Annotated in this window: 9 protein-coding genes and 1 riboswitch; of the genes, 4 read left to right on the top strand and 5 right to left on the bottom strand. The window is 54.5% G+C overall.

Features of this window, described 5'->3' with window-relative positions; translation table 11 throughout:
* Positions 1-135 precede the first annotated feature (135 nt).
* Genes L103DPR2_RS01670 through L103DPR2_RS01660 form a run of 3 tightly spaced genes read right to left on the bottom strand, consistent with a single transcriptional unit; the run spans position 136 to position 2,797 of the window.
* On the bottom strand, positions 136-1,668 hold the full coding sequence (locus L103DPR2_RS01670) for an ammonium transporter (protein WP_055359464.1): 1,533 nt from the start codon (positions 1,666-1,668) through the stop codon (positions 136-138).
* A gap of 22 nt (positions 1,669-1,690) precedes the next feature.
* Positions 1,691-2,029 (bottom strand): P-II family nitrogen regulator, encoded by a 339-nt coding sequence (locus L103DPR2_RS01665; RefSeq protein ID WP_055359463.1) that lies wholly within the window; start codon positions 2,027-2,029, stop codon positions 1,691-1,693.
* Positions 2,030-2,053: 24 nt separating this feature from the next.
* A complete protein-coding gene (locus L103DPR2_RS01660; protein ID WP_055359462.1) occupies positions 2,054-2,797 on the bottom strand; it encodes a TorF family putative porin in 744 nt (247 codons plus the stop codon).
* A 206-nt stretch (positions 2,798-3,003) separates the two neighbouring features.
* On the opposite strand from L103DPR2_RS01660, the gene L103DPR2_RS01655 reads away from it, so the two are divergent.
* Positions 3,004-4,563 carry a YifB family Mg chelatase-like AAA ATPase gene (locus tag L103DPR2_RS01655; RefSeq protein WP_055359461.1) on the top strand — a complete coding sequence of 520 codons (1,560 nt, stop codon included), beginning with the start codon at positions 3,004-3,006 and terminating at the stop codon, positions 4,561-4,563.
* A 7-nt stretch (positions 4,564-4,570) separates the two neighbouring features.
* Positions 4,571-5,860 carry an MFS transporter gene (locus L103DPR2_RS01650; protein ID WP_055359460.1) on the top strand — a complete coding sequence of 430 codons (1,290 nt, stop codon included), beginning with the start codon at positions 4,571-4,573 and terminating at the stop codon, positions 5,858-5,860.
* Here the strand turns inward: L103DPR2_RS01650 and metH are convergent.
* Both metH and L103DPR2_RS01640 read right to left on the bottom strand, forming a co-directional pair.
* On the bottom strand, positions 5,850-8,594 hold the full coding sequence (metH, locus tag L103DPR2_RS01645; protein ID WP_082466678.1) for a methionine synthase: 2,745 nt from the start codon (positions 8,592-8,594) through the stop codon (positions 5,850-5,852). The genes L103DPR2_RS01650 and metH overlap by 11 nt on opposite strands.
* A 16-nt stretch (positions 8,595-8,610) precedes the next feature.
* Positions 8,611-8,715: riboswitch (S-adenosyl-L-homocysteine riboswitch) on the bottom strand.
* A gap of 29 nt (positions 8,716-8,744) precedes the next feature.
* Positions 8,745-9,791, bottom strand: coding sequence for a homocysteine S-methyltransferase family protein (locus L103DPR2_RS01640; protein WP_055359459.1), 1,047 nt, complete (start codon positions 9,789-9,791; stop codon positions 8,745-8,747).
* 97 nt (positions 9,792-9,888) lie between these two features.
* On the opposite strand from L103DPR2_RS01640, the gene L103DPR2_RS01635 reads away from it, so the two are divergent.
* Positions 9,889-10,869: a Bug family tripartite tricarboxylate transporter substrate binding protein gene (locus tag L103DPR2_RS01635; protein ID WP_055359458.1), complete on the top strand. Its 981-nt coding sequence runs from the start codon at positions 9,889-9,891 to the stop codon at positions 10,867-10,869.
* A gap of 102 nt (positions 10,870-10,971) precedes the next feature.
* Positions 10,972-12,837 carry a DNA helicase RecQ gene (gene recQ, locus L103DPR2_RS01630; protein ID WP_231717662.1) on the top strand — a complete coding sequence of 622 codons (1,866 nt, stop codon included), beginning with the start codon at positions 10,972-10,974 and terminating at the stop codon, positions 12,835-12,837.
* Positions 12,838-13,099: the final 262 nt, after the last annotated feature.

Below are 13,099 nucleotides of genomic sequence, written 5' to 3'. Positions count from 1 at the left end.
ACATTGCTGGCATTGTCAATTAATTTGGGTATGTAACCCTTGGTAACAAAAACAACAGGCGAAAAAAAGCCCGCCGAAGCGGGCTGTGAGGATGGAGACTAACTTCTCGGAAAGTCTTTGGGAAATCTTGACAGATTAACCGTGATAAGCAGTTTCGCCGTGTGAGCTGATGTCCAAGCCTTCGCGCTCTGCTTCTTCAGAAACACGCAGTCCAACTGTCAGGTCAACCAACTTGAAAGCCACAAAGGAAACCACACCAGACCAGACAACTGTCACGAGCACGGCTTTGGCTTGTGTCCAAACTTGTGCAGCGATGGAGTAATCAGCAGCTGTGATGCCAGTGGCTGTGACCCAGTCGGCCACGAAGCCAGGGCCGCCCAAGGCTGGTGAATTGAACACACCGGTGAGCAACGCGCCGACGATACCGCCCACGCCGTGAACACCGAAGACGTCCAAGGAGTCATCTGCGCCCAACATTTTCTTCAGGCCATTGACGCCCCACAAACATGCGAAGCCAGCAATGATGCCAATCACCAAGGCGCCGCCGATACCGACGTTGCCAGCCGCTGGCGTGATGGCCACCAAACCAGCCACTGCACCGGATGCAGCACCCAACATAGAGGCTTTGCCACGCATCAACGCTTCACCAACACACCATGCCAACACGGCAGCGGCTGTGGCCAACAAAGTGTTCACGAAAGCAAGGGCTGCAAAACCGTTGGCTTCGAGGGCAGAGCCCGCGTTGAAACCGAACCAGCCCACCCACAACAATGAAGCACCGACCATGGTCAATGTCAAAGAGTGAGGTGCCATGGCTTCGCGGCCATAACCAATGCGCTTGCCAACCATGAAGGCACCAACCAAACCAGCCACCGCAGCATTGATGTGAACCACGGTACCGCCAGCGAAGTCGAGGGCGCCCCATTGCCAGATCATGCCTGCTTTGCTGTTCATTTCGTCCACAACTTCTTTCGCTGTGTAAGCGTCAGGACCCATCCAGAACCAGACCATGTGAGCGATGGGCAAGTAGCTGAAAGTGAACCACAAAGTCATGAAGAGCAAAACTGCGGAGAACTTGATGCGCTCTGCAAATGCACCCACGATCAAGGCACAAGTGATGCCAGCGAAAGTGGCTTGGAAACCCGCGAAGGTAATTTCAGGAATGGCGACGCCTTTGCTGAAAGTCGCAGCGTTGGCAAAGGTACCTGCTGCGTTGTCCCAGATGCCGTTCATGAACAAGCGATCCAGACCACCAATGTAAGCATTGCCTTCAGTGAACGCCAAGCTGTAGCCGTAGATGAACCACAACACAGTGATCAAGGAGAAAGTGACCATGACTTGCATCAGCACTGACAACATGTTCTTGCTGCGGACCAAGCCGCCATAGAACAAAGCCAAGCCTGGCACGACCATCAAGATCACCAAGATGGTGGAAACCATCATCCAAGCTGTATCGCCTTTGTTAGGAACAATGGCAGGTGCTGCTTCAGCGGCTGCGGGTGCTGCGGCAGGCGCAGTGGCAGGTGCTGTTGCTTCGGCTTTGGCTTCAGGCTTGGCTTCCGCTTTGGCTTCTACTTTTGCTTCCGCTGCTGGGGCAGTTTGTGCAAATGCCGCACCGCCAAAACACAGCGTCAATCCCAATGCGAGGGAGGCTAGTAATTTTTTCATTCTGTTCTCTCTTTCTGGGCCATCAAAGGGCTTCAGCCCCAGTTTCACCGGTGCGAATGCGAATGACTTGTTCCAAGTCGTACACAAACACTTTGCCGTCACCAATCTTGCCGGTGCGAGCACCCGATTCAATGGCCTCGATCACGCGCTCGACCAACTCGTTAGAGACGGCGGCTTCAATCTTGACCTTGGGCAAGAAATCAACCACGTACTCAGCGCCGCGGTACAGCTCGGTGTGGCCCTTTTGGCGACCAAAGCCTTTGACTTCGGTCACAGTAATGCCTTGCACACCAATACCAGACAGGGCTTCACGCACCTCGTCCAGCTTGAAGGGTTTAATGATGGCGGTCACCAGTTTCATGATGGCTCCTTGTAATTCAGAAAATTAGAACGTGTACTTGAGGCCAACAACCAAGCCGGCTTTGCCCAATTGCTTGCCAGCGGGGCTGACGTAAGAACCGGTTTTGGCGTTGGTGCCAATGACAGCAGCAGAAGCGGTCAAACCATTGCCCAAGTCTTTGCCCAATGTCAGGGCTGCGTCTGTGTACGAGTAAATGCTGTTACCAGCACCTTTGACACTTTGGTAGCCGAGGTGAGGTGTGAATGTGTAGCCATCACCCAAATCAAAATTGGCGGTCAGATCCACATAAGAGCTGCCTTTGCTGTTGGCAAAGCCAAACAAATTGCCTGTGCTTTGTGAATACTTCAATGTGGTGGGGCCCATGGTGACGGCGCCATACAACTCATTGGTGTTGGCGCTCACAGCCAAGCCATTGCCAGAATATTCATAGTGCAAGAAGCCCACGTCGTAAGCAACTTCTCCCACGGAGAACTTGTAACCACCGTAGTAGTCAACTTCTGCATTGGATTTACCACCAGAGTCTTTGATCCACTTGATGCTAGAAGCCCAAACGCCGACATAAGCGCCGCTCTTGTCTGCGTAATCAGCACCGCCTTGCAATGCGGGGTCCAAACGGCTTTGTGAAATACCGCGGTAACGGTATTCGTTCACGCCACCTACATTGAATGACAAAGAAGACTCGGGTTCTGCGGGGGCGGCTTGGGCAAATGCACTGCCAGCAGCGGCCAAAGACATGGCCAACATCAAGGGGGTAACGATCTTTTTCATTGGGAGCTCCTGTTAAATGAGAATGAGACTGGTGGCTTCAAGCATTTAGCATGCCAAAGCGCAAAAGGCCTACCTGATGAACCCGCTCGCCCCTCTGACGGGGGTGCATTTTGTACAGACCGGTGTTCCAATGGGCTTTGCACCGCCCTAGGTCCGGCTGATTTCAGTCTTACACGCCTCGCACCGGTTTGGTGCAAGGAGTGTTTATGCGTCTTTCTTTGGTGCAAAGTAGGGCCTTGGTGGGCCTTCTATCCCCTGGCGTCACCGTTGAGGTGCATTTGGCCAATGGCTTGCCCAGCTTCACATTGGTGGGTTTGGCCGATGTCGAAGTCAAAGAGGCCAGGGAACGGGTACGGTCGGCTTTGTTGAACTCAGGCTTTGAATTCCCCAACAACCAGCGAATCACGGTCAATTTAGCACCCGCTGACTTGCCCAAAGATTCAGGTCGCTTTGATTTGCCCATCGCACTGGGCATCTTGGCGGCCAGTGGGCAAATTGACGGTAGCCGCCTGCATCGCTATGAGTTTGCTGGCGAGTTGTCCTTGTCCGGCGCGCTGAGGCCCGTACGTGGTGCATTGGTCATGGGTTTGGCACTCTACAAGCTGGCAAATGCGCCCCACTTGGTGTTGCCCCCTGGCAGTGCCGAGGAGGCTGCTTTGGTGCCTGGCGCCACGGTTTACCGGGCCAAACATTTGCGAGAAGTGGCTCAGCCATTTTTGCCAGTGGGTCAAACATCCGATGAAGCCACCAGCACTTGGGAGCGCCTGCCAGAGCCCGTGAACCCGCCTCAGGCAGCCTTCTCGCCGGCCTTGGACTTGGCCGATGTCAAAGGCCAAACAGGTGCCAAGCGCGCCTTGGAAATTGCAGCCGCGGGTGGACACAGTTTGCTCATGGTGGGGCCTCCCGGTTCAGGCAAATCGATGTTGGCGCATCGCTTCGCCGGCTTGCTGCCTGATTTGAGCGTGGATGAGGCTTTGGAAACAGCATCGGTGGCCAGTTTGGCTGGCCGCTTTCGAATTGAGAATTGGCTGAAACGGCCCACACGCCACCCCCATCACTCGGCCAGTGCCGTGGCATTGGTGGGCGGTGGCTCACCGCCCCGCCCCGGCGAAATTTCCTTGGCGCACCATGGCGTTTTGTTTTTGGATGAGTTGCCTGAATTTCCAAGGTCCGCATTGGAGGCGTTGCGCGAACCCTTAGAGTCGGGCAGCGTCACCATTTCACGCGCAGCACATTCGGCTGAGTTTCCAGCACGTTTTCAGTTGATTGCCGCCATGAACCCTTGCCCCTGCGGTTATGCAGGTCAGGTTCGAACGCCCGGTCAGGTAGGTCCCGTCTGCCGTTGCACCCCCGACCAAGTGCACCGGTACAGCAACAAAATCAGCGGGCCCTTGCTTGACCGAATTGATCTGCACATCGAGGTTCCCAGCCAAAGTGCTGCACAGTTGATCCATGTAACGGTGGGAGAAAGCACCGCCACCATCAAGACGCGTTGTGATCGGGTGAGGCGCAGATCACTTCAACGGCAAGGCTGTACCAATCAAGCGCTCAGTGGTCCGGCGCTCGACCTTCATGGCAAATTAGGTCCAGAGGCTGCGGCCTACCTGACCCAAGTAGCCACGCATTTTTCGTGGAGTGGCCGAAGCACCCACCGCGTTCTGAAAATTGCCAGAACCATTGCCGACTTGGCAGAGCGTCAAGACATTTTGTCTGTGCACATCGCTGAGGCTGTTCAATATCGCAGGCCGTTTGCGGGGCACCGATAATGCAGTCATGCGCAGAATCAGGCCGTACTGGGATCTCACAAGAATCTCTCATCACGCTCCCGAATTAGCGCCCTTTGCAGTTTGGCTGTCTTGGGCTCAATTGATCACTTGGGGCAGCGTGTTTTACACCTTCTCATTGATCATGGGACCGGTGGAGCGCGAGCTGGGCCTCAGCCGCGCAGATGCTTCACTGGGTTTCAGTTTGGCCTTGTTGGCAGATGGTCTAATGGCTTATGCCATAGGGCGCTGGATCGACCGCGGTCACGAACGCCGGGTGATGACTTGGGGGTCTGCTTGGGTGGGTTTGTGTTTGTTGGCACACAGCTTCATTGACAGCCTTGCGGGCTTTTATGCGGTGTGGTTAGGCCTGGGCTTGGGCATGTCCGCCACCTTGTACGCGCCCGTGTTTGCCGTGGTCACGCGACGTTTTCCAAATGACTTTCGGCGCGCCATCATCATCATGACTTTCTTGGGCGGATTGGCCAGCACAGTATTCATACCGCTGTCGTCTTGGTTGATTCAAAGCTTGGGCTGGCGGCATGCCTTGTGGGTCTTGGCATTGATGCAGTGGCTGATCTGCATGCCCTTGCATGCATGGTTGCTGAAAGGTGCAGCGCCTCAAAAGGCACTTGTGAATGCAATCACAAGTACAGACGGCAATGCAGATTCAAATGCGCGCCTCGCCACACCAACAGTTTCCATCAAAGTGCATTTAAAGCGCGCGCCCTTTTGGTTGCTGGCGGGCTTCATGCTGATGACTGCCATCGTCAGCTCTGCATTGCCTGCACACATGGTGAGTTTGTTGGAAGAAGCGCACCTGTCACCAGCATGGGTCATTGCCATTCCAGCTTCCATTGGCGCCATTCAAGTGCTGGGGCGATTCTTGTTGTTTTTGTTTGAAAAACATTTGGATGTTCATGCTGCCAACCGATGGATTCCATGCCTGGTACCTTTGGGCTTGGTGTTTTTGGTGGTGGGTGGATTGGCTCCCTGGGCGGCTTTGCTGTTCGTCACGTTTTATGGCCTCGGCAATGGTTTGAACACCATCGTCAAAGGCACTGCCATGGCGCAATATGTCAGTCGCGACCACGTAGGGCAACTCAATGGCGTGTTGGGCGTGCCATTGGCCATGGGGCGCGCTGTCGCGCCTTGGGCTTTGGGTTTGATGTGGACACCCGAGGTGGGCTATGCGCACGGCCTGCGTTGGATGTTGCTGGCCGGCGTTTTGGGCGTGGCGTGTTTGTGGTGGGCGCAAAAGAGCGCGCACCAAACACACATGAAGGCGCTCACAGATTAGGCGCCAACAATCTCTGAATGTCTGACACTTTCAAGTTCTGACGCTTGGCCAAGTCTTGCACTTGGTCTTCACTCACTTTGCCCACGTTGAAGTATTGACTGTCGGGGTGGCTGAGGTAAAAACCGGATACGCTGGCGGCAGGCGTCATGGCCAAACTCTCCGTTAAGCCCATGCCAATCTCTTCGCATTGCAAGAGTTCAAACATTTGCTTTTTAACCGAGTGGTCAGGGCAGGCAGGGTAGCCTGGTGCAGGTCGGATGCCTTGGTATTTTTCGGCAATCAAGTCGTCGAGCGATGCGTTCTCTGTGGCGGCGTAGCCCCACAAATCTTTGCGAACGCGCTCATGCATGCACTCTGCAAAGGCTTCTGCAAAACGATCGGCCAAGGCTTTGAGCATGATGGCGCTGTAATCGTCGTGTGCCGCTTCAAAAGCTTGCTCGCGTTTTTCAACACCGATGCCAGCCGTGACGGCGAAGACGCCAACGTAGTCTTGTAGTTTGGTAGGTAGACCTTTTGCGTCAAGCAAAGGCGCCACAAAATCTGCCAAACAACGGCTGGGCTTGCCGGTTTGCTTTTCTGTTTGTTGACGCAAGCCATGCCATGTGAGCACAGGCGTTTGACGCGACTCATCGGCATACAAAGCAATGTCGTCGTGGTTCACACTGTTGGCAGGATACAAGCCCATCACACCGTGCGCGGTGATCCAACGGCCTTCAATGATTTTTTGCAGCATCTTCTGCGCATCGTGGAAGACTTTTTGCGCTTCAACGCCCACCACTTGGTCTTTCAAAATGGCGGGGTACGGGCCGGCCAAATCCCAGGTTTGGAAAAAGGGGGCCCAGTCGATGTAACGCGCCAATTCGGCCAGGTCAAAATTCTTGAACACACGGCGACCAATGAACTTGGGCGTGGGTGATTTAAAACTTGTCCAATCGATTTGCGTTTTATTGCCACGCGCTTTGGCCAATGGCCACATGGGCGTTTGCTTTTTGTTGGCATGCATCTCACGCACTTTGGCGTAGTCGGCATTGAGTTCGTCAATGTAGGTGGCAGCTTGGTCAGACAACAAACCTTGCGCCACGCTCACGCTGCGCGAGGCGTCGGGCACATAGACCACCGGGCCTTCATAGTGCGGTGCAATTTTGACGGCAGTATGGACACGACTTGTGGTGGCGCCACCAATCAGCAAAGGCATTTTGCGCAAACGGAAATGCGCGTCCTTTTGCATCTCGCTGGCCACGTACTGCATCTCTTCCAAGCTGGGGGTGATGAGACCGGACAAGCCAATGATGTCAGCGTTCTCTTCTTTGGCCTTGGCCAAAATTTCGTGACAAGGCACCATCACGCCCATGTTGACCACGTCAAAGTTGTTGCACTGAAGCACCACGGTCACGATGTTCTTGCCAATGTCGTGCACGTCGCCTTTGACGGTGGCAATCACAATCTTGCCTTTGGATTTGACGTCTTGACCTGCGGCTTCTTGCTGGCGCTTTTCTTCTTCGATGTAAGGGACCAAGTGCGCCACGGCTTGCTTCATCACCCGCGCAGACTTGACCACTTGCGGCAAAAACATCTTGCCTTGACCAAACAAATCGCCCACCACGTTCATGCCATCCATGAGCGGGCCTTCAATCACGTGCAAGGGCCTTCCGTTTTTGGCCAAAATTTCTTGGTAGGCTTCTTCGGTATCTTCTGTGATGAAGTCGGTGATGCCGTGGACCAAGGCGTGTGACAAGCGTGCCGATACAGATACGGGCGCATCGGGTGTGCCGCGCCAAGCGAGCTTTTGGGAATCGTCCTTGGCCGCGCCTTTGGCGTTTTCTGCCACTTCCACCAAACGCTCGCCCGCATCGGGGCGGCGGTTCAAGACCACGTCTTCTACGCGCTCACGCAAGTCGGATTCGAGTTCGTCGTACACGCCCACCATGCCGGCATTGACAATGCCCATGTCCATGCCTGCTTGAATGGCGTGGTACAAAAACACCGTGTGAATGGCTTCGCGCACAGGGTCGTTGCCGCGGAAGCTGAAGGACACATTGGACACACCGCCCGACACTTTGGCGCCTGGCAAATTTTGTTTGATCCAGCGCGTGGCCTCAATGAAATCGACCGCGTAGTTGTTGTGCTCTTCAATGCCGGTGGCAATGGCAAAAATGTTCGGATCAAAAATAATGTCTTCGGGTGGAAAGTCCACCTCATCGACCAACACGCGATAGGCGCGTTCGCAAATTTCTATTTTGCGTTGGTAGGTGTCGGCCTGGCCTTTTTCATCAAACGCCATCACCACCGCGGCAGCACCATAGCGCTTGATCAAATGCGCTTGTTGTTTGAAGGCATCGACGCCTTCTTTCATGCTGATGGAGTTGACGATGCCTTTGCCTTGAATGCAACGCAGGCCGGCTTCAATCACGCTCCACTTGGAGGAGTCGATCATGATGGGCACGCGGGCAATGTCGGGCTCGGAGGCAATGAGGTTCAAGAAACGAACCATGGCCGCTTGGCTGTCCAACATGGCTTCGTCCATGTTGATGTCAATGATTTGTGCGCCGTTTTCGACCTGCTGACGGGCCACGGCCAAAGCTTGTTCGTATTCGCCGTTCAAAATCATGCGGGCGAAGGCTTTAGAGCCTGTGACGTTGGTGCGCTCACCAATGTTCACGAAAAGAGTACCCGTGCCGATTTGAACCGGCTCTAAGCCAGACAGTTTTAACGGGGGAACAGCAACTGAAGACACAACTCACCTCTTGGATCGCAGGTGAGCGTGGTTTGCAATAAGAATGGGGCATGCCCCAGATTGAACTCCAAGCCTGACTCGCAACCTTGATGGGCGGCGAGCTGCAACGCTCCTTGGAGATGGCTTATTTTAACTGGCTAAACGGGACGATCAGGCCGCCTCTTTGTAAAACGCCGCCGTGTGCAAGCCTCTGGGTGCCAAGGGGCCCACGGCCTTTTGAATAGCACCGATGTGATCTGGCGTGGTGCCGCAACAGCCGCCCACAATGTTGACCAAACCTTCCGCTGCAAATTCATGCAGCAAACGGCTGGTAACCTCGGGCGTTTCATCAAAGCCGGTCTCACTCATGGGGTTGGGCAAGCCCGCGTTGGGGTAGCAACTGATGAAGGTGTCGTCTGCCACTTTGGCCAACTCTTGGACATACGGGCGCATCAAGGTCGCGCCCAATGCGCAATTCAAACCAATGGCCAAGGGGCGCGCATGGCGCACACTGTGCCAAAAGGCAGTGACGGTTTGACCACTCAAAATGCGACCCGAGGCGTCGGTCACGGTGCCGCTGATGATGAGGGGCAAGCGTTCGCCACTGGCTTCAAAATATTCCTCAATGGCAAACAAGGCAGCTTTGGCATTCAAGGTGTCAAAGATGGTTTCCACCAACAACACATCCACGCCGCCTTCTACCAAGGCCTGGGTTTGCTCGTAATAGGCTTTGCGCAAAGTTTCAAAGTCCACGTTGCGTGCGCCAGGATCGTTTACATCAGGACTGATGCTGGCTGTTTTGGGGGTGGGGCCCAAAGCGCCAACGGCAAAGCGTGGTTTCTCTGGTGTTGAAAACTTGTCGCATGCTGCACGGGCCAAGGCCGCAGAGGCCCGGTTCATTTCGATGGCCAAGTCGGCCATGTTGTAGTCTTCTTGCGCAATGGTCGTCGCACCAAACGTATTGGTTTCGATCATGTCTGCGCCAGCGGCCAGATAGCCTTCGTGAATGTCGCGAATCACATCGGGACGTGTGAGGCTCAGCAATTCGTTGTTGCCCTTCACGTCTTTAGCAAAGTCTTTGAAGCGCTCACCACGGTAATCGGCCTCGCTCAATTTGAAGCGCTGAATCATGGTGCCCATGGCGCCGTCCAAAATGGCAATGCGTTTTTCCAGAATCTCTGGCAGGGCTTTCGCGCGGGTGTAATTCAAGGCTTTCATCCCCCTATTGTAGAAAAACAAACTGACTCATGAGAATTCGTCACAGTCAGGCCCACCCCCAATTGAAGCTTGTTGCCAATCTCTCTATATTGAGCACATGAAAAAACGTCAATTTTTGGCCTTGAGTGGCAGCGCCCTGCTCTCTGGTTTAACACCCTCCGCCGCCTTCTCCCAAGCCAAATTTCCCGATCGCCCTATTAAGGTCATTGTGCCTTTCGCCCCGGGTGGCGATGGCGACATCATTGGCCGCTTATGGGTCAAATTTGCCATTGCGCATACCGGCGCCAATTTCATTGTCGACAACAAAGCGGGCGCTGGCGGGGCCATTGGCGCGGCAGAAGCCTCCAGAGCCAAGGCCGATGGTTACACCCTCTTGCTGGGCACTTCTTCCACTCAAATCATCAATCCTCTGGCTTCTGGCACGGCCACCTACGACGCGATCAAAGACTTCAATTTGGTTGGCATGGTCAGCATCAATCCCACCTGCATCGTGGTCAACCCCAGCGTGCCGGCCAACAATCTCAAAGAGTTGGTGAATTTGATCAAGGCCAGCCCCGGCAAGTACGCCTATGGCTCAGCCGGCCCAGGCACCATCACCAACCTCACAGGTGAACTGTTCAAACTGCAAGGCGGCAAGCTCAATGTGCAGCATGTACCCTACAAAGGCGGCGGTCCCGCCATGCAAGATTTGGTGGCAGGCCATGTCCCCATGATCACGCCCATCATGTCCTCCGCTGTACTGACGCAGCACCGTGCAGGTCGTGCACGCATTTTGAGCGTCAACAGCGATGCACGCCTTAAAGCGGCACCTGATATTCCAACATCGGTTGAGGCGGGTATTCCAGACATGCGCGTGCAAGTTTTCAATGCGGTGTTCACACCCGCCGGCGTGCCGCGCGAGGTGATGGACTTTTTGCGCGCCACGCACAACAAGGTGCGCAACGACCCCGCTTTTTTGCTGGACCTTGAAAAAGCCGGCGCTGACCCCTTCACTTTGGCAGACCCCGAAAAATTCATTGCCGACGAAGTGGTCCGTTGGACCAATGTGATCAAAGCCACGCAGTTCAAGACCACCTGAACCGCAATTCTTAACGCCGCGAATCTTGCATTGACTTAAGAATGCAAGGCGGCGTCAACCGTCTACAAAATCCAGGCAATCACATGGTGGACAATACCCGCTGTGACAAGCTCTGTTTTATCCACGCCCTCTAGCAACATCCTGCGCATTCTCAGTGAGGTGTTTGGCTACGAGTCGTTCAGAGGCCCCCAGCAAGACATCATCTCGCATGTCACCGGCGGACACGATGCCTTGGTTCTCATGCCAACTGGCGGCGGCAAAAGTTTGTGTTACCAAATTCCCGCCATTGCCAGGCAGCAAGCTGGCTTGGGCATCGCCATTGTGGTGTCGCCGCTCATTGCGCTCATGCACGATCAAGTGGGCGCATTGCATGAGGCGGGTGTCAGTGCCGCATTTTTAAACTCCACGCTCAGCCCAGACGAAACCAGTGTCATCGAACAACGCTTGCGCAAAGGCGACATCACGCTTTTGTATGCTGCCCCAGAGCGCATCAACACACCCCGCTTTTTGGCACAACTCGATTCGCTGTATGCCCAAGGCCTTCTCAGTTTGTTTGCCATTGACGAAGCGCATTGCGTCAGCCAATGGGGCCACGATTTCCGCCCAGAGTACCGCAGCCTTACGGTCTTGCATGAACGTTTTCCAGGTGTACCGCGGGTTGCCTTAACGGCCACGGCCGACGCCCTCACACGTGCAGACATCATTGAAAGACTGCAACTTGAAGAAGCCCAACTCTTCATCAGCAGCTTCGATCGCCCCAACATTCGCTACACCATCGTCGAGAAAAAAGATGCGTCTACCCAACTGCTGCGATTCATCGAGCGCGAGCACGAAGGTGAGGCTGGCATTGTGTATTGCCAGTCACGCAAACGGGTTGAAGAAGTGGCCGAGATGTTGGCCCAAACCGGCATCGATGCCCTGCCGTATCACGCCGGCCTAGACGCGGCCCTGAGGCAAAAACACCAAGACCGTTTTTTGCGCGACGAAGGTGTTGTCATGGTGGCCACCATTGCATTTGGCATGGGCATCGACAAACCGGATGTTCGATTTGTGGCGCATCTGGACATGCCCAAAAACATCGAAGGCTATTACCAAGAAACAGGCCGTGCAGGGCGCGACGGTTTGCGTGCAGATGCCTGGATGGCGTATGGTTTGCAAGATGTGGTGAACCAACGCCGCATGATCGATGAAAGTCCTGCCGAAGAAAACTTCAAGCAAGTCATGCGCGGCAAATTGGATGCCTTGTTGGCATTGGCCGAAGCCACCGATTGCAGACGTGTTCGCTTGCTGTCTTATTTTGATGAAGCCAGCCAGCCCTGTGGCAATTGCGACAACTGTTTGAACCCACCCGCCGTTTGGGATGGCACCGATGCAGCCCGTAAATTGCTCTCCACCGTTTTCCGCGCTCAACAACACAGTGGTTTTTCTTTTGGCGCTGGTCACATCATGGACATCTTGCGGGGCAAGGCCACCGAAAAGGTCACGCAATACGGGCATACCCAACTCAGCACCTTTGGCATCGGCGCCAACTTCAGCGAAATTCAATTGCGCGGCGTTTTACGCCAACTGATTGCCATGGGTGCTTTGAATGTGCAAGGACAGGTCTTTAACACCCTGCAACTCACCGAAGGCTCACGTGCGGTTCTGAAAGGGGAGGTCAGTGTGCAGTTGCGTGAGTCTTTAAGCCAAAAACCCGAAAAACGCAGCCGCAAACCTCAGGCCCCTGGCCCAGCGGCCGCTAACCTCAGTCAAGACGCCTTGGTGCGCTACATCAACCTCAAAGCATGGCGGGCCGAAGTGGCCAAAGAACACAACTTGCCAGCCTATGTCATTTTTCACGATGCCACTTTGGCAGCCATTGCTGCAGCTTCACCCCAAAACCTCGAAGACCTGCATGGCATCAGCGGCCTGGGCGCTAAAAAGCTGGAAGCCTACGGTCAAGAGGTCTTGAGAATCTGCAAAGGCTAAGGCTGCCATAGCGCCGGCTAACTTTATGCAAGTTTTGCATATATTTTGAGCTGATTCGGCAATTAGTCATTCCCAATTCAGGTCAGCCTCCCTAAAATTCAAGTGTGGTTACAAGACGGGTACATTGCCGTTGGAAATTGACCAGCCAAGCGTGCCTTTTGGCGCGCTTTGGTCGTTTTTTGCAAGTGTCGTTTGCCATCGCCCAGGAAACTGTGCAGAAGAGGACATTTGCAAAAAACGATTTTTAAACTTTGGAGCTTTT

The organism is Limnohabitans sp. 103DPR2, from assembly GCF_001412575.1.
Lineage (GTDB): Bacteria > Pseudomonadota > Gammaproteobacteria > Burkholderiales > Burkholderiaceae_C > Limnohabitans_A.
The sequence above is the reverse complement of the archived record's forward strand: the minus strand, read 5'-3'. Positions and strand labels throughout refer to the sequence as shown.